General features: G+C 59.6%; 17 protein-coding genes and 1 pseudogene. 12 read left to right on the forward strand and 6 right to left on the reverse strand.

Annotated elements, in window-relative coordinates; translation table 11 throughout:
• Positions 1–367: 367 nt before the first annotated feature.
• On the forward strand, positions 368–649 hold the full coding sequence (locus tag ACZ0A4_RS00100) for an HU family DNA-binding protein (protein WP_003221909.1): 282 nt from the start codon (positions 368–370) through the stop codon (positions 647–649).
• Positions 650–859: 210 nt separating this feature from the next.
• Here the strand turns inward: ACZ0A4_RS00100 and rlmF are convergent, their stop codons facing one another.
• The 5 genes from rlmF to ACZ0A4_RS00125 all read right to left on the reverse strand — a co-directional run bounded on the left by rlmF (position 860) and on the right by ACZ0A4_RS00125 (position 7,572).
• Positions 860–1,879: a 23S rRNA (adenine(1618)-N(6))-methyltransferase RlmF gene (rlmF, locus tag ACZ0A4_RS00105; RefSeq protein WP_095119373.1), complete on the reverse strand. Its 1,020-nt coding sequence runs from the start codon at positions 1,877–1,879 to the stop codon at positions 860–862.
• Positions 1,880–2,146: 267 nt separating this feature from the next.
• Entirely contained in the window at positions 2,147–4,993 is a 2,847-nt protein-coding gene (locus tag ACZ0A4_RS00110; RefSeq protein WP_463572586.1) for a valine--tRNA ligase, read from the reverse strand.
• A gap of 198 nt (positions 4,994–5,191) precedes the next feature.
• Complete coding sequence (locus ACZ0A4_RS00115; RefSeq protein ID WP_463572587.1) at positions 5,192–5,587, reverse strand: DNA polymerase III subunit chi; 396 nt, start codon at positions 5,585–5,587, stop codon at positions 5,192–5,194.
• A gap of 8 nt (positions 5,588–5,595) precedes the next feature.
• A complete protein-coding gene (locus ACZ0A4_RS00120) occupies positions 5,596–6,024 on the reverse strand; it encodes a DNA polymerase III subunit chi (protein WP_064118423.1) in 429 nt (142 codons plus the stop codon).
• A gap of 57 nt (positions 6,025–6,081) precedes the next feature.
• On the reverse strand, positions 6,082–7,572 hold the full coding sequence (locus ACZ0A4_RS00125) for a leucyl aminopeptidase (RefSeq protein WP_463572588.1): 1,491 nt from the start codon (positions 7,570–7,572) through the stop codon (positions 6,082–6,084).
• A gap of 576 nt (positions 7,573–8,148) precedes the next feature.
• Here ACZ0A4_RS00125 and lptF point away from each other — a divergent pair.
• The 8 genes from lptF (at position 8,149) to pdxJ (ending at position 16,554) form a co-directional block, all read left to right on the forward strand.
• On the forward strand, positions 8,149–9,270 hold the full coding sequence (lptF, locus tag ACZ0A4_RS00130; protein ID WP_463572589.1) for an LPS export ABC transporter permease LptF: 1,122 nt from the start codon (positions 8,149–8,151) through the stop codon (positions 9,268–9,270).
• Positions 9,263–10,324: an LPS export ABC transporter permease LptG gene (lptG, locus tag ACZ0A4_RS00135; RefSeq protein ID WP_141128896.1), complete on the forward strand. Its 1,062-nt coding sequence runs from the start codon at positions 9,263–9,265 to the stop codon at positions 10,322–10,324. Before lptF ends, lptG begins: the two co-directional genes overlap by 8 nt.
• A gap of 173 nt (positions 10,325–10,497) precedes the next feature.
• Positions 10,498–12,297: a translation elongation factor 4 gene (lepA, locus tag ACZ0A4_RS00140; protein ID WP_038357686.1), complete on the forward strand. Its 1,800-nt coding sequence runs from the start codon at positions 10,498–10,500 to the stop codon at positions 12,295–12,297.
• A 5-nt stretch (positions 12,298–12,302) separates the two neighbouring features.
• Entirely contained in the window at positions 12,303–13,157 is an 855-nt protein-coding gene (gene lepB / locus ACZ0A4_RS00145; protein ID WP_007909027.1) for a signal peptidase I, read from the forward strand.
• Between the two features lie 169 nt (positions 13,158–13,326).
• On the forward strand, positions 13,327–14,016 hold the full coding sequence (rnc, locus tag ACZ0A4_RS00150) for a ribonuclease III (RefSeq protein ID WP_016986099.1): 690 nt from the start codon (positions 13,327–13,329) through the stop codon (positions 14,014–14,016).
• Positions 14,009–14,911: a GTPase Era gene (gene era / locus ACZ0A4_RS00155; protein ID WP_016771562.1), complete on the forward strand. Its 903-nt coding sequence runs from the start codon at positions 14,009–14,011 to the stop codon at positions 14,909–14,911. Before rnc ends, era begins: the two co-directional genes overlap by 8 nt.
• A 167-nt stretch (positions 14,912–15,078) precedes the next feature.
• The gene (gene recO, locus ACZ0A4_RS00160) at positions 15,079–15,768 is read left to right on the forward strand and encodes a DNA repair protein RecO (RefSeq protein ID WP_463572591.1); all 690 of its coding nucleotides are present in this window, start codon (positions 15,079–15,081) and stop codon (positions 15,766–15,768) included.
• A 39-nt stretch (positions 15,769–15,807) separates the two neighbouring features.
• Complete coding sequence (gene pdxJ, locus ACZ0A4_RS00165) at positions 15,808–16,554, forward strand: pyridoxine 5'-phosphate synthase (protein ID WP_047292711.1); 747 nt, start codon at positions 15,808–15,810, stop codon at positions 16,552–16,554.
• 126 nt (positions 16,555–16,680) lie between these two features.
• Here the strand turns inward: pdxJ and mltF are convergent, their stop codons facing one another.
• A complete protein-coding gene (mltF, locus tag ACZ0A4_RS00170; protein ID WP_463572592.1) occupies positions 16,681–18,141 on the reverse strand; it encodes a membrane-bound lytic murein transglycosylase MltF in 1,461 nt (486 codons plus the stop codon).
• A gap of 285 nt (positions 18,142–18,426) precedes the next feature.
• Between mltF and purL the strand changes: the two genes are divergently transcribed.
• The 3 genes and pseudogenes from purL (at position 18,427) to ACZ0A4_RS00185 (ending at position 24,226) form a co-directional block, all read left to right on the forward strand.
• Positions 18,427–22,323, forward strand: coding sequence for a phosphoribosylformylglycinamidine synthase (gene purL, locus ACZ0A4_RS00175; protein WP_463572593.1), 3,897 nt, complete (start codon positions 18,427–18,429; stop codon positions 22,321–22,323).
• A 5-nt stretch (positions 22,324–22,328) separates the two neighbouring features.
• A complete protein-coding gene (locus ACZ0A4_RS00180) occupies positions 22,329–22,640 on the forward strand; it encodes a YqfO family protein (RefSeq protein ID WP_042607740.1) in 312 nt (103 codons plus the stop codon).
• 1,226 nt (positions 22,641–23,866) lie between these two features.
• Positions 23,867–24,226, forward strand: a pseudogene (locus tag ACZ0A4_RS00185) (DUF6124 family protein).
• Positions 24,227–24,377 lie beyond the last annotated feature (151 nt).

Below are 24,377 nucleotides of genomic sequence, written 5' to 3' on the forward strand. Positions count from 1 at the left end.
GGCAGGCTCCCCCGAAAAAGCGCTAAGTGTACCGCAACCACTGGTTTTGGCGCGGGTTGTAGGGCGAAACCGGGGCGCGCGACCGGGCTTATGCAGTTTTTTAACGATTTAGAGCAATAAAGCTGACCAAATGGGTAGCTAGAGGCGGATATTTCCCCGTCTCTGTGCTAGTTTTGCCCGGTCTTACGCGAAGTCACTGCGTTAAGCGTGCAATCAGCATTTGTCAGGTCGAACCAAACCCTGATTTCGGCATCTATAACCCGACTCGTCGTGGTTATCGCCGAGGGTGCCAGATCCAGAAGATCGGGCTCGATGGCTGACACTGCACTCTGCAATCCATATGAATTTGATAGGGAAGGAACACTACATGGCTCTTACTAAAGACCAACTGATCGCCGACATCGCTGAAGCTATCGACGCGCCGAAAACCACCGCGCGTAACGCTCTGGACCAACTGGGCCAAATCGTTGCCGATCAGCTGGAAAACGGCGGCGAAATCACCTTGCCAGGTATCGGCAAGCTGAAAGTGACCGAGCGTCCTGCCCGCACTGGCCGTAACCCTTCGACTGGCGCTGCCATCGAAATCCCTGCTAAGAAAGTGATCAAGCTGGTTGTGGCCAAAGGCCTGACCGACGCTGTGAACAAGTAAGACGCAGCAATAAAAAACCGTGCACCGGAGCGATCCAGGCACGGTTTTTTTGCGTCTGCGATTTGGTGGCGGACTCATGACCACCATAAACCATTGTGGGAGCGAGCTTGCTCGCGAAGGCGGTGTGTCAGTCAGAGTTGAATTGACTGATGCGCCGCATTCGCGAGCAAGCTCGCTCCCACAATTGATCTGTGTCCGTCGGTGCAGTGTTTAGCGAACCCAGCGCTCGCGGCGCCAGATCTGCTGTTCGGATTTGGTCTGGAAGGTCCAGGCCACAAAGCGGCTCTGCTTCTGGCCCTGAGACATCTCCACGACCTGGCTTTCCAGCACGCCGGCCTTTTTCAGTGCGGTTTCGATGGCTGGCAGGTTCGACGCCTTCGACACCAGCGTGCTGAACCACAGCACTTTGTGCTGGAAGTTCGCGCTCTCGGCGATCAGTTGCGTCACGAAACGCGCCTCGCCTCCTTCACACCACAACTCTGCCGACTGACCGCCGAAGTTCAGCACAGGCAATTTGCGTTTCGGGTCGGCCTTGCCCAGTGCGCGCCATTTGCGCTCGCTGCCCTTGGTCGCCTCATCCATCGAGGCGTGGAACGGCGGGTTGCACATGGTCAGGTCAAAGCGTTCACCCGGCTCCAGCAGACCGATCAGGATGTGCTTGCGGTTTTCCTGCTGACGCAACTGGATGACCTTGTTCAGGTCGTTGGACTGAACGATGGCGCGGGCAGCGGCCACGGCGGTCGGGTCGATTTCCGAGCCGAGGAAGTGCCAGCGGTATTCGCTGTTACCGATCAGCGGATACACGCAGTTGGCGCCCATGCCGATGTCCAGCACATTGACGATCGCGCCGCGTGGCACCTTGCCGTCGTTCATGCTCGCCAGCAAATCCGCGAGGAAGTGCACGTAATCGGCACGGCCCGGAACAGGCGGGCAGAGGTAATCCGCCGGGATGTCCCAATGCTGGATGCCATAAAACGACTTGAGCAGCGCCCGGTTGAACACGCGCACCGCATCGGGGCTGGCGAAATCGATGCTTTCCTTGCCGTACGGGTTGGTGATCACGAACTTAGCCAGTTCCGGCGTGGTCTTGATCAGCGCCGGGAAGTCGTAACGACCCTGATGGCGATTGCGCGGGTGCAGGCTGGCCTTTTCACGCGGCTCGACGGTCTTGGCCGGGGTCGCGGAGTCAGGCTTCTTGCGCGCAGGTTTGGGTGTGCGGGGGGCGTTCATGGGCGTGGTCGATTCGGGTATGGCTGAAAGTGGGGGGTATTGTCCCACATCCAGCCGCTGCGAACTCAATATCAGCAACACCACTGATCTCTGTGGGAGCGAGCTTGCTCGCGAAAGCGTCCTCTCAGTCAACATCACTTTCGCCTGACACGGCCTCTTCGCGAGCAAGCTCGCTCCCACAGGGATTGGCAGTGGATGAAGGAAAGTAGGCAATAAAAAAGGCGCGTCACCCAATCGGGTGGCGCGCCTTTTTAATGCGATTTACCGTTACAGGCTGGCAATCCGCGCGTGCTGCTCGGCCAGTTTGCCCAGGGCCTGTTCAGCCTCGGCCAGCTTGGCGCGTTCCTTTTCGATGACTTCGGCCGGGGCCTTGTCGACGAAACCGGCGTTGGACAGCTTGCCGCCAACGCGCTGGACTTCGCTCTGCAGACGCAGGATTTCCTTGTCCAGACGGGCCAGTTCGGCGCCCTTGTCGATCAGCCCGGCCATCGGCACCAGCACTTCCATCTCGCCAACCAGCGCGGTGGCGGACAGCGGTGCTTCTTCGCCAGCCTTCAGAACAGTGATCGATTCCAGACGCGCCAGCTTCTTCAGCAGCGCTTCGTTCTCGGTCAGACGACGCTGGTCTTCAGCGCTGACGTTCTTCAGGTAGATCGGCAGTGGCTTGCCCGGGCCGATGTTCATTTCGCCACGGATGTTGCGCGTGCCGAGCATCAGTTCCTTGAGCCATTCGATGTCGTTTTCGGCGGCCGGATCAATGCGTTCTTCATTGGCCACTGGCCACGCTTGCAGCATGATCGTCTTGCCCTGAATACCGGCCAGCGGCGCGATGCGCTGCCAGATTTCTTCAGTGATGAACGGCATGAACGGATGCGCCAGGCGCAACGCCACTTCCAGTACCCGCACCAGCGTACGGCGAGTGCCGCGCTGACGTTCAACCGGCGCGTTCTCGTCCCACAGCACTGGCTTGGACAGTTCCAGGTACCAGTCGCAGTACTGGTTCCAGATGAACTCGTACAGCGCTTGCGCGGCGAGGTCGAAACGGAACTGATCCAGCTGACGGGTCACTTCGGCTTCGGTGCGTTGCAGTTGCGAGATGATCCAGCGGTCCGCCAGCGACAGCTCGTAGGCTTCGCCGTTCTGGCCGCAGTCTTCGCCCTTGTCCAGAACGTAACGTGCGGCGTTCCAGATCTTGTTGCAGAAGTTGCGATAGCCTTCAACGCGGCCCATGTCGAACTTGATGTCGCGACCGGTCGAGGCCAGCGAGCAGAAGGTGAAGCGCAGGGCGTCGGTGCCGTAGCTGGCAATACCGTCGGCGAACTCGTCGCGGGTCTGCTTCTCGATCTTCTTCGCCAGTTTCGGCTGCATCAGGCCGGAGGTGCGCTTCTGCACCAGCTCTTCCAGTTCGATACCGTCGATGATGTCCAGCGGGTCCAGGACGTTGCCCTTGGACTTGGACATCTTCTGGCCCTGGCCATCGCGCACCAGACCGTGCACATAAACGGTCTTGAACGGCACCTGCGGCGTGCCGTCTTCGTTCTTGATCAGGTGCATGGTCAGCATGATCATCCGGGCAACCCAGAAGAAAATGATGTCGAAGCCCGTCACCAGCACGTCGGTGGAGTGGAATTTCTTCAGGAACTCGGTCTGCTCAGGCCAGCCGAGAGTGGAGAAGGTCCACAGGCCGGAACTGAACCAGGTGTCGAGTACGTCGTTGTCCTGTTGCAGCGCAACGTCCGGGCCGAGGTTGTGCTTGGCACGCACTTCGGCTTCGTCGCGACCGACGTAGACCTTGCCCGACTCGTCGTACCAGGCCGGAATCCGGTGGCCCCACCACAGCTGACGGCTGATGCACCAGTCCTGGATGTCGCGCATCCACGAGAAGTACATGTTTTCGTACTGCTTGGGCACGAACTGGATGCGACCGTCTTCAACGGCGGCAATCGCAGGCTCGGCCAGCGGTTTGGTCGACACGTACCACTGGTCGGTCAGCCACGGCTCAATGATGGTGCCGGAGCGGTCGCCTTTCGGCACTTTCAGGCCGTGGTCGTTGACGCTGACCAACAGGCCGGCGGCATCGAACGCAGCAACAATCTGCTTGCGTGCTTCGAAACGCTCAAGACCGGCGTATTCAGCCGGAATCGCGCCGTCGATGCTGTCGTTCAGCGTACCGTCGAGGTTGAACACCTGGGCTGCAGGCAGCACGTTGGCGTTCTTGTCGAAGATGTTCAGCAGCGGCAGGTTGTGGCGCTTGCCGACTTCGTAGTCGTTGAAATCGTGGGCCGGGGTGATTTTCACGCAGCCGGTGCCGAATTCAGGATCGCAGTAATCGTCGGCGATGATCGGGATGCGGCGGCCAACCAGTGGCAGCTCGACAAACTTGCCGATCAGGGCTTTGTAGCGTTCGTCGTTCGGGTTCACCGCGACGGCGGAGTCACCGAGCATGGTTTCCGGACGGGTGGTCGCGACGATCAGGAAATCGTTGCCATCAGCGGTTTTCGCGCCGTCGGCCAGCGGGTACTTCAGGTTCCACAGGAAACCTTTCTCGTCGTGGTTTTCCACTTCGAGGTCGGAAATCGCCGTGTGCAGCTTGGTGTCCCAGTTGACCAGGCGTTTGCCGCGGTAGATCAGGCCGTCTTCGTGCAGGCGCACGAACGCTTCTTTAACCGCTTCCGAGAGGCCGTCGTCCATGGTGAAGCGCTCGCGGCTCCAGTCGACGGACGAGCCGAGGCGGCGGATCTGACGGCTGATGTTGCCGCCGGACTGATCCTTCCATTCCCAGACTTTCTCGAGAAATTTTTCGCGGCCCAGATCATGGCGATTCTGGCCCTGGGCTTCGAGTTGACGCTCCACCAGCATCTGCGTGGCGATACCGGCGTGGTCGGTGCCCGGTTGCCACAGGGTGTTGCGACCCTGCATGCGGCGGAAACGGATCAGGGCGTCCATGATCGCGTTGTTGAAACCGTGACCCATGTGCAGGCTGCCGGTGACGTTCGGCGGCGGGATCATGATGGTGTAGGAGTCGCCCGCGCCTTGCGGGGCGAAGTAGTTCTCGGACTCCCAAGTGTTGTACCAGGAAGTTTCAATGGCGTGCGGCTGGTAGGTCTTATCCATGCGCGGCGGGACCCTATTGGCATTAATTCAGGAAAAGCCGACGAGTATAGCGGGGCATGGGGCCGAGGGCGAGCGGGGGAGGCCCGGAGGAGATCTAAATGTAGGAGTGAGCCTGCTCGCGATGCAGGCACTGCGGTTTTTCAGAAAAACCGAGGTGCTGCTATCGCCAGCAGGCTGGCTCCCACAGGGGATTGGGGGTTATTCGTATTGGCTGAGGAGGCGTTCCATTCGCGCATCGAGGCGGCGTTTGATTTCGGTTTCGATGTGCGGCGCGAAGTCATCGATCACGTCTTGCATGATCAATTGCGCGGCGGCGCGCAGTTCGCTGTCGAGGTGGAGCAGGGCGTCCGGGCCTTTGGCGGCGGTCGCAGCCGGTTGCGCGGCGGGTGCCGGGGCAGGCGCGGGTGGTGGTTCGACAGCGGCCGGCTCGTTGCCGACCGAATCGAACAACATCGGAATCTGTTCCTGTTCGCCGTCATCGACCGTGTCGGTCAGCAGTGGCGGTTGCAGGTTATCGTCGCCGAGCAACTGGCGGATCGATTCAAGATCATCCAACAGGTGTGCGGACTTTTGTTGCGGTTTCGGAGTGTCCATTGGAGTGCTCAGAGTCGCTGTAAACGGTGATCTTGCAGAGGATAGCCCTGTTCGCGGTAGAAACGGAAACTCTCCCGCGCGGCCGCTCGAATCGTCGGATCTTCCACCACCACTTCCGCCACCCGGGCGAATTTGTTGGCGAAGGCCGGGACTTTCAGGTCGAGATTGACCAGCAAATCCTGATGCTGACCGCAGTCGTCACCCAATCCCAGCACAATCAAGCCATCCGGTTCGCTGTCAGCCGGGCCGTGAGGCACGAACGTTTCGCCCTTGAACGCCCACAGGCGCGCATCGAGGTCGTCACGCTGGGCGGCATCGCTGCAATGCAGGTAGATGCGATGGCCCATGCGCCAGGCTTTCTCGGTGAGCTTGCAGGCAAAATCCAGGCGAGCCGAAGGATCGGCGCTGGGCAGGATATAGAAGTCGACTTTGGTCATTGCGGTTCCAGAGCAGCAAGCGGCGTCACTCGAAAATGACGCCGCTCGTCAGCGGGTTCAGGCTTTGGCGCGATCCAGCAGGTACTGGGTCAGCAGAGGCACCGGACGGCCAGTGGCGCCCTTGTCCTTGCCGCCGCTGGTCCACGCGGTGCCCGCGATGTCCAGGTGCGCCCAGTTGAGGTTTTTGGTGAAGCGCGACAGGAAGCACGCAGCGGTGATGGTGCCGGCTTTCGGGCCACCGATGTTGGCGATGTCGGCGAACGGGCTGTCCAGTTGCTCCTGGTATTCGTCGAACAGCGGCAATTGCCAGGCGCGGTCGTCAGCAGCTTTACCAGCGCTGAGCAGTTGGCCGATCAGTTCGTCGTTGTTGCCCAGCAGGCCCGAGGTGTGGGCGCCCAAGGCAACGACGCAAGCGCCGGTCAGGGTGGCGATGTCGATGACCGCTTGTGGCTTGAAGCGCTCGGAGTAGGTCAGCGCATCGCACAGCACCAGACGGCCTTCGGCGTCGGTGTTGAGGATTTCCACAGTCTGGCCGCTCATGGTGGTGACGATGTCGCCCGGGCGCGAGGCGTTGCCGCTTGGCATGTTCTCGGCGCAGGCGAGGATGCACACCAGGTTGATCGGCAACTTCAGCTCAAGCACGGCACGCAGGGTACCGAATACGGAGGCAGCGCCGCCCATGTCGTATTTCATTTCGTCCATGCCGGCGCCCGGTTTCAGGCTGATACCGCCAGTGTCGAAGGTGATGCCTTTACCGACCAGGGCGTACGGCTTCTCGGATTTCTTGCCGCCGTTGTATTGCATGACGATCAGGCGCGGTGGCTGGGCGCTGCCCTGGCCGACGGCATAGAACGAACCCATGCCCAAGGATTTGATTTTCTTCTCGTCGAGGACTTCGACTTTCAGATCCTTGAACTCTTTGCCCAGATTCTTCGCTTGTTCGCCGAGGAACGTCGGGTGGCAGATGTTCGGCGGCAGGTTGCCCAGATCGCGGGTGAACGCCATGCCGTTGGCGATCGCAGTGGCGTGATTCACCGCGCGCTGCACTTCGGCTTGCGCTGCCTTGATGGTCAGCAGGGTGATTTTCTTCAGGGCGCGCGGTTCGGCTTTCTGGCTCTTGAACTGGTCGAAGGTGTATTCGCCATCCACCAGGGTTTCCGCCAGCAGACGGGTTTTGCCGTAGCTGTCGCGGTTTTTGACAATAACTTCATCCAGCGCCAGCACGGCATCGCTGCCGCCCAGACCCTTCAGGGTGTTGAGGATGCCGGCAACGATTTTGCGGAACGGACGGTCACCCAGTTCCTCATCCTTGCCCACGCCGACCAGCAGCACACGTTCGGCTTTGAGGTTTGGCAGGCTGTGCAGCAACAGGCTCTGGCCAACCTTGCCGGCCAGATCGCCACGCTTGAGTACGGCGCTGATTGCACCACCGCTCAGTTCGTCGACTTGTTTGGCCGCGACCCCGAGTTTGCGGCCTTCACCGACGGCAACCACCAGGGTGGCGGTTTTCAACGTTTCTGGGCTAACGCTTTTTACAACCAGTTCCATGTCCGGATCCCTGAATGAATGGTCAACACGCAGGCGTTCGACGGTATCCGCAGTCGCCTGCTTATAAAGAGAAGAGGCGCAGGCCAAAGCCTGCGACAAGGGCCGCAGTTTGAACCTCGCTCCCCGCGCCTGACAACCCTAGGGGGCGTTCTCAATTAGTTTTCACACCGCGTTGTCGCCTTAAAGCCAGCCAGGCAAGGCGCGGGCCGCTGGGAATGGTTGTTCCCTTTCCAAGGCCTGCAACGCAGACTGGCCGGCTTTAAGGCACAACCCGAAGGGCCGGGCCTGCTGTTGTGCAGGGCTGCGTTGCTCGAAGCTTATTTGGAATGACCAAACCACGCTTCTCGCGCCTTGCCCTGCACAACAGCAGACCCGGCGCGGTGTGAAAACTAATTGAGAACGCCCCCTAGGTTGTACGATCTGCAAAGGATTACAGACATGGATGAGTGTGCGCAGTGACAGGCGCCCCCAATCACAGGATAATGCCGCATCTTTTTTCGACGGCTCTGCGTTGCGGGCCGGTCGATGTGTTTGCTTGTTTGGCCGCCTTAGCCTGACAACCCTGGAGTGTCTGGTTTGATCGTCTTCCGTTATCTGTCCCGCGAAGTCCTGCTGACCCTCAGCGCCGTGAGTGCCGTGCTGCTGGTCATCATCATGAGCGGTCGCTTCATCAAATACCTCGCTCAGGCCGCTGCCGGCCAGCTCGATCCGGGCTCGCTGTTCCTGATCATGGGCTTTCGTCTGCCGGGGTTTCTGCAACTGATTCTGCCGCTGGGCCTGTTCCTTGGCATCCTGCTGGCGTACGGTCGCCTGTACCTGGAAAGCGAGATGACGGTGCTCTCGGCCACCGGCATGAGTCAGCAGAAGCTGTTTCGCATGACCTTGTTTCCAGCGACGCTGGTCGCTCTGGTCGTGGCATGGCTGAGTCTGGGCCTGGCCCCGCAAGGCGCCAATCAATTCCAGTTGCTGCTGAACAAGCAGGACGCGCTGACCGAGTTCGATACCCTCGAACCAGGGCGTTTCCAGGCCCTGCGTGACGGTACGCGGGTGACCTACACCGAGACGTTGAGCGACGATCGCGTCAATCTGGGCAGCGTATTCATTTCGCAGAAGAACCTCGGAGCCGATCAAAAGGATCGCGGGATTTCCGTGCTGGTGGCGGAAAAGGGCCGTCAGGAAGTGCGTCCTGATGGCAATCGCTACCTGATCCTCGATAACGGCTATCGTTACGACGGCAGTCCGGGTCAGGCCGATTATCGCGCTATTCACTACGAAACCTACGGTGTGCTGTTGCCCAAGCCAGACGTCAGCGAAGAAGTCACCGACCGTGACGCCATGCCGACTTCGTCTCTGCTGGGCAGCGATGACATCCGCTCCAAAACCGAACTGCAATGGCGTTTGTCCCTGCCGCTGCTGGTATTTATCGTGACCCTGATGGCGGTGCCGCTGTCGCGCGTCAATCCGCGCCAAGGGCGTTTCCTCAAGCTGCTGCCGGCGATTCTTCTTTATATGGCTTACCTGACCATCCTGATTGCCGCCCGCGGCGCCCTCGAGAAGGGCAAGATCCCGCCGGCCCTCGGCCTGTGGTGGGTGCACGCGATCTTCCTGGTCATCGGTCTCGGCCTGCTCTATTGGGAGCCGCTACGCCTGAAAATGGCCAGCCGTCGTTCCGCTGCGCTGGAGGTGGCCCGTGGTTAAACTCGACCGCTACATCGGCAGCAGCGTATTCATGGCGATCATCGCCGTGCTGGCCATCATTCTCGGCCTGGCAACCTTGTTTGCCTTCATCGATGAAATGGGGGACGTCAGCGACACTTACACCCTGGTCGATGTCCTCAGCTTCGTTCTGCTGACAGCGCCACGTCGACTCTACGAAATGCTGCCGATGGCGGCGTTGATCGGCTGCCTGATCGGCCTCGGCAGTCTGGCCAGCAGCAGTGAGCTGACGGTCATGCGCGCCGCAGGTGTTTCCATCGGTCGTATCGTCTGGGCGGTCATGAAGCCAATGCTGGTGCTGATGCTGGCCGGTGTGCTGATCGGCGAATACGTCGCTCCGGCGACCGAAAGCATGGCCCAGGCCAATCGCTCGCTGGCGCAGGGCAGTGGCGACGCGCAAAGCGCCAAGCACGGTATGTGGCACCGTCAGGGTGAGGAGTTCATCCACATCAACGCCGTGCAACCGAACGGTCTGTTGTATGGCGTGACTCGCTATCACTTCGACAAGGAGCGCCATCTGCTGAGTTCAAGCTTCGCCAAGAAGGCCGAGTTTGACGGCACCAAGTGGCAACTCACCGACGTTGCCACCACGCTGTTCCATGAGCGCAGCACTGAAGTCGTCAATGCCCCGAGCGAGCAATGGGATGTGGCGTTGAGCCCGCAACTGCTCAGTACCGTGGTCATGGCCCCTGAATCGCTGTCGATCAGCGGTCTGTGGGGTTACATCCACTATCTGTCCGAGCAAGGCCTGAGCAACGGTCGTTACTGGCTGGCATTTTGGGTCAAGGTGTTGCAGCCGCTGGTAACCGCTGCACTGGTGCTGATGGCGATCTCCTTCATCTTCGGCCCGCTACGCTCGGTGACCCTTGGCCAGCGCGTGTTCACCGGCGTGCTGGTGGGCTTCACCTTCCGTATCGTTCAGGATTTGCTTGGCCCGTCGAGCCTGGTGTTCGGTTTCTCGCCGCTGTTCGCGGTGCTGGTGCCGGCCGGTGTCTGTGCACTGGCAGGTGTCTGGCTGCTGCGAAGAGCCGGTTGATGACAGCCGATTGACCTGTGCTTTAAACCTCGAAAACGCCTCGGTCGACAGACCGGGGCGTTTTTGCATGCAATCCGGGTGACAGGCGAACGTGACGCTTGCGCCGTGTATCAGGTACAATTCCCGGCTATTTTTCGGCGGGCTATGCCTGCAGCCTTTTTGAGTGTTGATCCGTGAGTGATTTGAGTCATATCCGCAATTTCTCCATCATCGCCCACATTGACCATGGCAAGTCGACGCTGGCCGATCGCTTCATCCAGATGTGCGGCGGCCTGGCCGAGCGTGAAATGGAAGCCCAGGTACTGGATTCCATGGATCTGGAGCGTGAACGCGGGATCACCATCAAGGCCCACAGCGTTACCCTCTATTACACCGCCAAAGACGGCATCAAGTATCAGCTGAACTTCATTGACACCCCGGGCCACGTCGACTTCACCTATGAAGTCAGCCGTTCCCTGGCCGCGTGTGAAGGTGCTTTGCTGGTAGTCGATGCCGGTCAGGGCGTTGAAGCTCAGTCCGTGGCCAACTGCTACACCGCCATCGAGCAAGGCCTCGAGGTCATGCCGGTGCTGAACAAGATCGACCTGCCGCAGGCCGATCCTGATCGCGTCAAGGACGAGATCGAGAAGATCATCGGCATCGACGCCACCGATGCCGTCACCTGTAGCGCCAAGACCGGCCTGGGTGTCGACGAAGTGCTCGAGCGTCTGGTGCACACCATTCCTGCGCCAACCGGCAACATCGAAGATCCGCTGCAAGCGTTGATCATCGACTCCTGGTTCGACAACTACCTGGGCGTTGTCTCCCTGGTGCGTGTACGTCATGGCCGCGTGAAGAAGGGCGACAAGATCCTCGTCAAGTCCACCGGCAAGATCCATCTGGTCGACAGCGTTGGCGTGTTCAACCCTAAGCACACCGCTACTTCGGATCTGAAGGCCGGCGAAGTGGGCTTCATCATCGCCAGCATCAAGGACATTCACGGTGCACCGGTCGGTGACACCTTGACCCTGAGTTCGACCCCGGACGTTGAAGTGCTGCCCGGCTTCAAACGCATCCAGCCACAGGTTTACGCCGGTCTGTTCCCGGTCAGCTCCGACGACTTCGAGGATTTCCGCGAAGCGCTGCAGAAGCTGACGCTGAACGACTCGTCGCTGCAATACACCCCGGAAAGCTCCGACGCACTGGGCTTCGGCTTCCGTTGCGGCTTCCTCGGCATGCTGCACATGGAAATCATCCAGGAGCGCCTCGAGCGCGAGTACGACCTGGACCTGATCACCACGGCACCGACGGTAATTTTCGAACTGGTGCTGAAAACCGGTGAAACGATTTACGTCGACAACCCATCCAAGCTTCCGGATGTGTCGTCGATCGAAGACATGCGCGAGCCAATCGTGCGGGCCAATATCCTGGTGCCGCAAGAACACCTGGGCAACGTCATCACCCTGTGCATCGAGAAGCGTGGCGTTCAAGTCGACATGCTGTTCCTCGGCAATCAGGTGCAAGTCACTTACGACCTGCCGATGAACGAAGTGGTCCTGGACTTCTTCGACCGTCTCAAATCCACCAGTCGCGGCTATGCTTCGCTGGATTACCATTTCGACCGTTACCAATCGGCTAATCTGGTGAAACTGGACGTGCTGATCAACGGCGACAAGGTCGATGCCCTCGCATTGATCGTGCACCGTGACAACTCGCACTACAAAGGTCGCCAGTTGACCGAGAAGATGAAAGAACTGATTCCTCGTCAGATGTTCGACGTAGCGATTCAGGCCGCCATCGGTGGTCAGATCGTTGCCCGGACGACTGTCAAGGCGCTCAGAAAGAACGTATTGGCCAAATGCTACGGTGGTGACGTCAGCCGTAAGAAGAAACTGCTCGAGAAGCAAAAGGCCGGTAAGAAACGCATGAAGCAGGTCGGCAACGTGGAAATTCCACAAGAAGCCTTCCTTGCCGTGCTCAGGTTGGATAGTTAGGTCCTATGTCACTAAATTTCCCGCTGTTGCTGGTCATCGCCGTGTTCGTCTGCGGCCTGTTGGCGTTGCTTGATCTGTTGATCCTGGCTCCGCGTCGGCGTGCTGCCATTGCCTCTTATCAAGGCAGTGTCAGCCAGCCTGACGGCGTGGTCGTTGAAAAACTGAACAAAGAACCGCTGCTGGTTGAATACGGCAAGTCGTTCTTCCCGGTGTTGTTCATCGTGCTGGTGCTGCGTTCGTTCCTCGTGGAGCCGTTCCAGATTCCTTCGGGCTCGATGAAACCAACTCTGGACGTCGGCGACTTCATTCTGGTGAACAAGTTTTCTTACGGGATCCGCCTGCCGGTGATCGACAAGAAAATCATCGAGGTCGGTGATCCGCAGCGCGGCGATGTGATGGTGTTCCGCTATCCGAGCGATCCGAACGTCAACTACATCAAGCGTGTGGTCGGTCTGCCGGGTGACACGGTGCGTTACACCGCCGACAAGCGTCTGTTTGTGAATGGCGAGTCGATTGCCGAGCAGATGGTCGGCGCCGAGCCGGGCACGCTGGGCAGCGCCGAACTGTACAAAGAAAAACTGGGTGCCGCCGAGCATCTGATCCGCAAGGAAATGAGCCGCTACCGCGCCACGCCGGACCGCTCGTGGACAGTGCCTGCCGGGCACTACTTCATGATGGGCGACAACCGCGACAACTCGAATGACAGTCGCTATTGGGATGATCCGAACATTCCCAAGGACCTGCTGGGCATGGTTCCCGACCAGAATATCGTCGGCAAGGCCTTCGCGGTCTGGATGAGCTGGCCGGAACCGAAACTCAGTCACCTGCCGAATTTCTCGCGGGTTGGCCTGATCAAGTAATCACACACGGCGCTGTTGACCACAGCGCCGAATGCATTTCTGGAGCCGGCACAATCGGCTTCGCAATCGCCAGGATTTAATTTTTGAACACAGCGTTAATTGTCCCAGGCCTGCGCCGCATCCCGGCGATGGCAGTGGAATCCAGCCACGAACTCAGCGTGGGTAAACCGTGAGCGTTTCTCTAAGCCGTCTCGAGCGCCAGCTCGGTTACACCTTCAAGGATCAGGAGCTGATGCTGCTGGCCCTGACGCACCGCAGTTTTGCCGGGCGCAACAACGAACGCCTGGAATTCCTCGGCGATGCCATCCTCAACTTCGTCGCTGGCGAGGCGCTGTTCGATCGCTTCCCGCTGGCCCGCGAAGGCCAGTTGTCGCGTTTGCGCGCACGTTTGGTAAAGGGTGAGACGCTGGCCGTACTGGCGCGTGGTTTCGACCTTGGCGATTACCTGCGACTCGGTTCCGGCGAGTTGAAAAGCGGCGGTTTCCGTCGCGAATCGATTCTGGCCGATGCCCTCGAAGCCTTGATCGGCGCGATCTACCTCGATGCCGGCATGGACATGGCGCGTGAGCGCGTGCTGGCCTGGCTGGCTGGTGAGTTCGAAGGCCTGACGCTGGTCGACACCAACAAGGATCCGAAAACCCGCCTGCAGGAACACCTGCAATCGCGCGGTTGCGATCTGCCACGCTATGAAGTGGTGGATATCCAGGGCGAGCCGCACTGCCGAACCTTCTTCGTCGAGTGCGAAGTTGTCTTACTGAATGAAAAAAGCCGAGGTCAGGGTGTGAGTCGTCGTATTGCCGAACAGGTAGCGGCCGCCGCAGCACTGATTGCCCTGGGCGTGGAGAATGGCAATGACTGATACAAACGCAACTCGCTGTGGCTATGTTGCCATCGTCGGCCGTCCCAACGTCGGTAAGTCGACGTTGCTGAACCACATCCTTGGCCAGAAGCTCGCGATCACTTCGCGCAAGCCGCAGACCACTCGCCACAACATGCTCGGGATCAAGACCGAAGGTGACGTGCAAGCGATCTACGTCGACACCCCCGGCATGCACAAGGGTGGCGAAAAGGCTCTGAACCGTTACATGAACAAGACCGCTTCGGCGGCGTTGAAAGACGTCGACGTGGTGATCTTTGTCGTCGACCGCACCAAGTGGACCGACGAAGACCAGATGGTCCTGGAGCGCGTGCAGTACGTGACCGGCCCGCTGATCGTCGCGCTGAACAAGACCGACCGCATCGAAGACAAAGCCGAGCTGATGCCGCACCTCAGCTGGTTGCAGGAACAACTGCCGAACGCGCAGATCATTCCGATCTCCGCACAGCACGGGCATAACCTCGAAGCGCTGGAAAAGGTTATCGCCGATCACCTGCCGGAGAACGATCACTTCTTCCCGGAAGACCAGATCACCGACCGCAGCAGCCGTTTCCTCGCCGCGGAACTGGTACGCGAGAAAATCATGCGCCAGATGGGCGCCGAGCTGCCGTACCAGATCACTGTGGAAATCGAAGAGTTCAAGCAGCAGGGCAAGACCCTGCACATCCACGCTCTGATCCTCGTTGAGCGTGACGGCCAGAAGAAGATCATCATTGGCGACAAGGGCGAGCGCATCAAGCGTATCGGCACCGAAGCGCGCAAGGATATGGAGCTGCTGTTCGACTCCAAGATCATGCTCAACCTGTGGGTCAAGGTGAAGGGCGGCTGGTCTGACGACGAGCGTGCATTGCGTTCGCTGGGTTACGGCGACCTGTAAATACGCGGTTGTCGCAACACCGAAAAAACCTGTGGGAGCGAGCTTGCTCGCGAAGGGGATGTAACATTCAGCATTGATGTTGACTGTCACACCGAATTCGCGAGCAAGCTCGCTCCCACAGTGGTTTTGGGGTGAATATAAAACCGCGTTTTATCCATGAGAGTTCCATGTCCTCAAACCCGCCTCCCGCCCAACCCGCCTACGTCCTGCACTCCCGCGCCTACCGAGAAACCAGCGCGCTGGTCGACTTCCTCACGCCGCAAGGTCGGCTGCGGGCGGTGTTGCGCAGTGCACGGGGCAAGGCCGGGACATTGGCGCGACCGTTTGTGGCGCTGGAAGTCGAGTTCCGTGGCAAGGGCGAGTTGAAGAATGTCGGGCGCATGGAAAGCTCCGGCACTTCAGCGTGGCTCAATGGTGAAGCGTTGTTCAGCGGTCTCTATCTGAATGAATTGCTGATCCGTCTGCTGCCCGCTGAAGATCCCCATCCGGGCGTATTCGATCACTACGCCGCGACTCTGCTGGCACTGGCAGAGGGTCGACCGCTGGAGCCGCTGCTGCGCTCTTTCGAATGGCGCCTGCTGGACGATCTCGGTTATGGCTTCTCGCTGAACACCGATATCCATGGCGAACCCGTCGCGGCAGACGGTCTCTATCGCCTGCAAGTGGATGCGGGACTTGAACGGGTCTTCCTGCTGCAACCGGGCCTGTTCAACGGCGTTGAACTGCTGGCTATGGCCGAAGCCGACTGGACCGCCCCCGGCGCGCTGTCCGCCGCCAAGCGCCTGATGCGTCAGGCACTGGCCGTTCACCTGGGCGGTCGCCCCCTCGTAAGTCGCGAGCTGTTTCGCAAGCCCTGATATGCTGTGCGCCGAATCTCTCAATTCAGGAGCGCATCCGTGACCACCAGCAATCGCATTCTTCTTGGCGTGAACATCGACCACGTCGCCACCCTGCGTCAGGCCCGTGGCACGCGCTATCCGGATCCGGTCAAGGCTGCGCTGGACGCGGAAGAGGCGGGTGCCGACGGCATCACCGTGCACCTGCGCGAAGACCGTCGGCACATTCAGGAGCGCGACGTTCTGCTGCTCAAGGATGTGCTGCAAACCCGCATGAACTTCGAAATGGGCGTCACTGAAGAAATGATGGCGTTCGCCGAGCGCATCCGGCCGGCGCACATCTGCCTGGTCCCGGAAACCCGTCAGGAGCTGACCACTGAAGGTGGCCTGGATGTCGCGGGGCAGGAAGAGCGGATCAAGGCTGCGGTTGAGCGTCTGTCGAAGATCGGCAGCGAAGTGTCGCTGTTCATCGATGCCGACGAGCGGCAGATTGCGGCGTCGAAGCGTGTCGGTGCGCCGGCCATCGAACTGCACACCGGGCGTTACGCCGATGCAGAAACGCCGACTGAAGTCGCTGAAGAGCTAAAGCGTGTGGCGGATGGCGTAGCGTTTGGTCTGGCCCAGGGTCTGATCGTCAATGCCGGTCATGGCTTGCATTACCACAACGTTGAAGCGGTGGCGGCGATCAAGGGCATCAACGAACTGAACATCGGCCACGCGCTGGTGGCGCATGCGTTGTTCGTGGGCTTCAAGTCTGCGGTATCCGAGATGAAAGCGCTGATCCTGGCCGCTGCGTTGAAAGGCTAAAGGTCAACGCATGACCCCTGTGGGAGCGAGCTTGCTCGCGAAGGCGCAGTGTCAGCCGACATATTCGTTGACTGACACACTGCATTCGCGAGCAAGCTCGCTCCCACATTTGATTTTGGGTGTTAATTAGAGCGGGGCAGGCTCTTGCGCGGGTTTTGATTTGTCGATGCCCGGCACATGCAGATTGCCCTCAGCCACCTGATCACCCTCAAGTTGCGGCTGCGTCACCCAAGTCAGAATGTCGTAATAACGACGAATGTTCGCCACAAAGTGCACCGGCTCGCCGCCCCGGGCGTAGCCATAGCGAGTTTTGCTGTACCACTGCTTTTGCGACAGGCGCGGCAGGATCTTCTTCACGTCCAGCCACTTGTCCGGATTCAACCCTTCCTTGGCCGTCAGCTTGCGCGCGTCATCCAGATGGCCGCTGCCGACGTTGTACGCCGCCAGGGCGAACCAGGTGCGATCCGGTTCCTTGATCGAATCGTCGAGCTGATCCTTCATGTAAGCCAGGTATTTCGCCCCGCCCATGATGCTTTGCTTTGGATCGAGACGGTTGGATACGCCCATCGCCTGCGCGGTGTTCTGGGTCAGCATCATCAGCCCGCGCACACCGGTTTTCGAGGTGACGGTCGGTTGCCACAACGATTCCTGGTAGCCGATTGCAGCCAGCAGGCGCCAGTCGACTTTCTCTTTTTTCGCGTAGTTCTTGAAGTGCTGTTCGTATTTCGGCAGGCGCTGCTGCAAGTGCTGGGCGAAGGTCGTAGCGCCCATATAGCCAAGCACATCGACGTGGCCGTAATAACGATCCTTCAAGCGTTGCAACGTGCCGTTCTTCTGCACTTTGTCGAGATACGCGTTGATTTCGTTGAGCAGGCTGTTGTCTTCGCCCGGGCCAACCGCCCAGCTCTGACTGCGCGCATCGCCGAGGTCGAAGGCCACGCGAATGTTGGTGAAGTACACCTGATTCATCGCCACTTCGTTGGAATCGACCAGAGTCAGGTCAATCTGACCTTCATCGACCATGCGCAGCAGGTCGACCACTTCAACCGCGTCGGACTCTTCGTATTCAATACCGGGGAATTTCTTTTTCAGCTCGGCCAATTGCTCGGCGTGGGTGCTGCCTTTAAGCACCATGATCTTTTTGCCGGCCAGATCACCGGGCTCGGTCGGCCGCGACTGGCCATTGCGATAGATGATCTGCGGGGTGACTTCAAGGTAGGAGTGCGAGAAGCGCACCTGCTGCTTGCGCTGTTCGCTGCTGACCAGACCCGCGGCGGCCAGCACCGGGCCGTTCGGCTTGCCGATCTGGTCGAACAGGTCGTCGAGGTTGTCGGCGGTCTCGATCTTCAGCTCGACACCCAAATCGTCGGCGAAGCGCTTCACCAGCTCGTATTCGAAGCCGGTTTCACCGCTGCGATCCTGAAAGTAGGTGGCGGGGCTGTTACGGGTAATCACCCGCAGCACACCATCCTCCTTTACGCGCTCGAGTGTGTTGGGTTTATCAACACAGCCACCGAGCATCAGGAAGAGTCCGGTTGCGATCAGCCATTTGGCGTACCGCGGACGCAAAGCCGTTGGGAAAAACATCTGCGCAGTATACGCAAACGGCCACGGGCGCCATATCTCGACAGTGCAGGGCGAGTCTGCTAGCGATCACAAAACCGAGCTAAACCCCGCAGAAACGGGCCTTTACGGCTTTTTGTTACAGTAAAAATAAGCGGCCTCTGAATAGCTGATTTACCTGACTCTGAAGTCGGAAACACAGATTGATACCCGAGTGCAACCGTGCGTAGCGTTTCGGGTGATGTTGAGGGCGGTTTAGGCTAGAATGCACGGCCTCAAAGCACACCCCTTCCCGAGGCTGTCCCGAAGATGTTGATCCTGCGCGGCGCTCCTGCCCTTTCTGCCTTTCGCCACAGCAAACTCCTTGAGCAACTGAGCCAGAAGGTTCCAGCTGTCAGCGGCCTGTATGCTGAATTCGCTCACTTCGCCGAAGTCACCGGCGTCCTGACCGGCGACGAACAGCAGGTGCTAGCGCGCCTTCTGAAGTACGGCCCAAGCGTTCCGGTACAAGAGCCGACCGGTCGTCTGTTTCTGGTGTTGCCGCGTTTCGGCACCATCTCGCCATGGTCGAGCAAGGCCAGCGACATCGCCCGCAACTGCGGCCTGAGCAAGATCCAGCGTCTGGAGCGCGGTATCGCGTTCTACGTGGCCGGTCAGTTCAGCGACGCCGAAGCCCAGCAGATTGCCGACGTATTGCATGACCGCATGACCCAGATCGTGCTGGCCAACCTCGAACAGGCCGCCGGTCTGTTCAGCCACGCCGAGCCGAAGCCGCTGACTGCGATTGATATCCTCGGTGGCGGTCGCGCTGCGCTGGAAAAAGCCAACACCGAGCTGGGCCTGGCCCTGGCCGAAGACGAGATCGACTATCTGGTCGACGCCTTCAATGGCTTGAAGCGCAACCCGCACGACATCGAACTGATGATGTTCGCCCAGGCCAACTCCGAGCATTGCCGCCACAAGATCTTCAACGCCAGTTGGGATATTGATGGTGAGAACCAGGAAAAAAGCCTGTTCGGCATGATCAAGAACACCTACGTGATGCACAGCGAAGGCGTTCTGTCGGCTTATAAGGACAACGCCTCGGTGATCGTCGGCAACGTCGCTGGCCGTTTCTTCCCGAACCCTGAAACCCGCCAGTACGGCGCGGTGCAGGAGCCGGTGCACATCCTGATGAAGGTTGAAACCCACAACCACCCGACCGCGATCGCCCCGTTCCCGGGCGCGTCGACCGGTTCCGGCGGCGAGATCCGTGACGAAGGTGCAACCGGCCGTGGCGCCAAGCCAAAGGCTGGCCTGACCGGTTTCACCGTGTCGAACCTGCAGATCCCAGGCTTTGAACAGCCGTGGGAAGTGCCGTACGGCAAGCCTGAGCGCATCGTCACCGCGCTGGACATCATGATTGAAGGCCCGCTCGGCGGCGCCGCGTTCAACAACGAATTCGGTCGTCCGGCCCTGACCGGCTACTTCCGTACCTTCGAACAGTCGATCACCACCCCGCACGGTGACGAAGTTCGCGGTTACCACAAGCCAATCATGCTTGCTGGCGGCATGGGCAACATCCGTGAAGAACACGTCAAGAAAGGCGAGATCGTGGTTGGCTCCAAGCTGATCGTCCTCGGCGGCCCGGCGATGTTGATCGGCCTGGGTGGCGGCGCCGCTTCCTCGATGGCCACCGGCACCAGCTCGGCGGATCTCGACTTCGCTTCCGTACAGCGTGAAAACCCTGAAATGGAGCGTCGCTGCCAGGAAGTCATCGACCGTTGCTGGCAACTGGGTGACAAGAACCCGATCAGCTTCATTCACGACGTCGGCGCGGGCGGCCTGTCCAACGCGTTCCCGGAACTGGTCAACGACGGCGACCGCGGTGGCCGTTTCGAACTGCGCAACATTCCAAACGACGAGCCGGGCATGGCCCCGCACGAAATCTGGTCCAACGAATCCCAGGAACGTTACGTTCTGGCAGTCGGCCCGGAAGACTTCGAGCGCTTCCAGGCCATCTGCGAACGTGAGCGTTGCCCGTTTGCCGTTGTCGGTGAAGCCACCGCTGAACCGCAACTGACCGTGACCGACAGCCACTTCGGCAACAACCCGGTGGACATGCCACTGGAAGTGTTGCTGGGCAAGGCTCCACGCATGCACCGTTCGGTGGTTCGTGAAGCGGAGCTGGGCGATGACTTCGATCCGTCGAACCTCGACATCAGCGAAAGCATCGAGCGCGTTCTGCATCACCCGGCCGTGGCGAGCAAGAGCTTCCTGATCACCATCGGCGACCGCACCATCACCGGTCTCGTGGCCCGTGACCAAATGGTCGGCCCGTGGCAGGTTCCGGTGGCCGACGTTGCTGTCACCGCCACCAGCTTCGACGTCTACACCGGTGAAGCGATGGCGATGGGCGAGCGGACTCCGCTGGCACTGCTGGACGCTCCGGCGTCGGGCCGCATGGCCATCGGCGAAACCCTGACCAACATTGCTGCTTCGCGCATCAACAAGATCTCCGACATCAAACTGTCGGCGAACTGGATGTCCGCTGCCGGTCACCCGGGCGAAGACGCGCGTCTGTACGACACCGTGAAAGCGGTCGGTATGGAACTGTGCCCTGAGCTGGGCATTACCATTCCGGTGGGCAAGGACTCGATGTCCATGGCCACTCGCTGGAACGACAACGGCGAAGAAAAAACCGTGACCTCGCCGATGTCGCTGATCGTGACCGGTTTCGCGCCAGTGGCTGACATCCGTCAGACCCTGACCCCGGAACTGCGCATGGACAAGGGCACCACCGACCTGATCCTGATCGACCTCGGTCGTGGTCAGAACCGCATGGGTGCTTCGATCCTTGCTCAGGTTCACGGCAAACTCGGCAAGCACGCGCCGGACGTCGATGACGCTGAAGACCTGAAAGCCTTCTTCGCGGTAATCCAGGGCTTGAACGCCGACGGTCATCTGCTGGCGTACCACGACCGTTCCGACGGTGGTCTGCTGACCTCCGTTGTGGAAATGGCCTTCGCCGGTCATTGCGGTCTGAGCCTGAACCTCGACGGTCTGGCTGAAACCACCGCCGATATCGCCGCCATTCTGTTCAACGAAGAGCTGGGTGCGGTCATCCAGGTTCGTCAGGACGCCACGCCAGACATCCTCGCGCAATTCAGCGCGGCCGGTCTGGGTGACTGTGTGTCGGTGATCGGTCAGCCGATCAACAATGGCCAGATCAACATCACCTTCAACGGTGACACCGTGTTCGAAGGCCAGCGTCGTCTGCTGCAACGTCAGTGGGCCGAGACCAGCTACCAGATCCAGCGCCTGCGCGACAACGCCGATTGCGCCGAGCAAGAGTTCGACGTGCTGCTGGAAGAAGACAATCCGGGCCTGAGCGTCAAGCTCAGCTACGACGTCAACCAGGACATCGCCGCGCCTTACATCAAGAAAGGCATCCGCCCTCAGGTTGCTGTGCTGCGTGAGCAGGGCGTCAACGGTCAGGTGGAAATGGCGGCTGCGTTCGACCGCGCCGGTTTCAACGCGATCGATGTGCACATGAGCGACATTCTCGCCGGCCGTGTCGACCTGAACGAGTTCAAAGGTCTGGTGGCGTGCGGTGGTTTCTCCTACGGCGACGTGCTCGGCGCCGGTGAAGGCTGGGCCAAGTCGGCACTGTTCAATAGCCGTGCCCGCGATGCGTTCCAGGGTTTCTTCGAGCGTAACGACAGCTTTACCCTTGGCGTGTGCAACGGTTGCCAGATGATGTCCAACCTGCACGAGCTGATCCCGGGCAGCGAGTTCTGGCCGCACTTCGTGCGTAACCGCTCCGAGCAGTTCGAAGCGCGCGTGGCGATGGTGCAGATCCAGGAATCGAACTCGATCTTCCTGCAGGGCATGGCCGGTTCGCGTATGCCGATCGCCATTGCTCACGGTGAAGGTCACGCCGAGTTCTCCAGCGAAGAGGCATTGCTGGAAGCTGATCTGTCGGGTTGTGTGGCGATGCGTTTTGTCGACAACCATGGCAAGGTCACCGAGCGTTATCCGGCCAACCCGAACGGTTCGCCGCGCGGGATTACCGGTCTCACCAGCCGCGATGGCCGTGTGACGATCATGATGCCGCACCCGGAGCGTGTGTTCCGCGCGGTGCAGAACTCGTGGCGTTCGGAAGACTGGAACGAGGACGCACCCTGGATGCGTATGTTCCGTAATGCGCGTGTGTGGGTTAACTGAGGCCTGTGTACAAGCTGGCGTTTTTTGTTCCTGACAGTCATGTCGAGGTGGTCAAAGGGGCTGTGTTCGCTGCGGGTGGTGGGCGGATCGGTGACTATGACCACTGTGCCTGGCAGGTGCTCGGTCTGGGCCAGTTTCGACCTCTGGACGGGAGTCAGCCGTTCATTGGCGAGGCGGGGCAGGTTGAGCGGGTTGAGGAATGGAAGGTTGAGCTGGTGGTGGCGGATGAGTTGATCGTTGCCGTTGTGGCGGCGTTGAAGCTGAGTCACCCGTATGAGACACCGGCTTATGAGGTGTGGCGGCTGGAAGATTTCTGATCTTTTTTGCTGCTGAAACGGGAAACCCGTAGATGAGTGATTGTCTGCGGGTTTTTTGTTGCCTGCGATTTGTTTTTCTGTAGGAGTGAGCCTGCTCGCGATGGCGCCCTGACAGGCGACCATGTTCTGGCTGGCTGGGTGCATATCCGTTTCTTCGGGCGTTGCCGCTGGCGGTTTCGCTCTTACAGCGAGTCCCTTTGGCAAACGCCCCAAAGGAACCAAAGGTCTGTGCCCCAACGTTCGGCCCGCTCGCTAAAGCTCGGGGTTCCTTCGCTCCGGAATTCATCCGGGCGCATCGCCTACGGTTTGCTTCGCTGCACCTCCTCTCGATGCATTTGGCTGCGCCAAACGGTCGCTGCGCTCCCACCCCCGGATAAATCCCTCCACTCAGCCTGCCGACGGGGCCTGTGGATCAAGATCAAGAGCAGGCGAGCTGACACTCGGCCTATTGAGTGGTGAAGAGCACGGAGTGTTCGGCGTTGGTTTTGTGGTGGATTCGGCCCTCATCGGAACGCCGCCCGCCCAGCCCTCTCCTGAGGGAGAGGGAGAGGGAGCTGATTTGTGGGCTTTTCAGGATCTGAATTCGACTCGGTATTTCACGTCTGCGTACATCCACCAAACACCTTGTTCGGTCCCCTCTCCCTTTGGGTGAGGGGAGGGTGATGGCTTTTGATCTGTTTCAGAAGCTGAATTCGACTCGGTCTTTCACGTCGGCGTACATTTACCAAACACCTCGGTCAGTCCTATTGCCCTCTGGGTGAGGGGAGGGTGAGGGGCTTTTGATCTGTTTGAGAATCTGAGTTCGGCTCGGTATTTCACGTCGGCGTACATCCACCAAACACCTCGGTCAGTCCCCTCTCCCTCTGGGAGAGGGCTAGGGTGAGGGTTTGCTTTTGACTGTTTAAAGCTGTGTCGAAATAGCAGAACCTTCCCACAAGGTTTTCAGGTTGTCCGTCGGACGTGCGGTCTCTAGTCTTTGGCTGTCACCGCGAATCGGTGATCGGGTGTGAGAACCCGGTAAGAGGTTTTAATCAAACGTCAGTAGCACCATAATCGCCACCAGCTCATTTGCTGCCGGTGATGTTCTATGGCGGCTGTGTGCGGGCGGACTTCGGTTCGGCCGGGTTGATCTCTTACCGGTTTCTCACTCCGCACATAGCTGCCACCTCTGCGTCGCGTGAGAAACGACCAGTGATGGCTTCAATCATTAATTAGAGATCATTGCAATGACTAAGCCCGTACCCGATCCACCCGAAACCCAAACCCCACTCGAAGAAGCCCTCCGCGCCGAAGACTAGGCCCGAAACCGCGAAGCCATCAAACGCGCCCTCGACTTCTACCTGTGCCCCGAACCCGCAAAGCCACGCCGGCCTAGCACCATGTTCATGGTCTGTCCGCAGGTCGACACCGAAAGCCTGCTCGCCCACGCTTGCGAGTCATTAGCCTCTGCAAGTACCGCGGCCGGCAACTTCGCCAATGAGCTAAACGGTTCTCAGCGCAGCACCGTATTAGGCATCCAGCAAATCGTCATGCTCGCCGAACTGGCGGTAAATCGCGCACTGGATCGGGTAGACCCGCAAACCTGATCCATACCGGGACATCGCAAACAAGCTGGCCCCATTGGGATAGGGGCGAGCCTGCTCAAGCGCATGACTTTGGAGATTGACGTTCGCGGCTCAACTCAGTGGCAGATGTGGCATTGACCGTTTATCGGAAACACCCCTTAACCTGTAATTT

It is taken from the genome of Pseudomonas sp. AC172 (assembly GCF_979258595.1).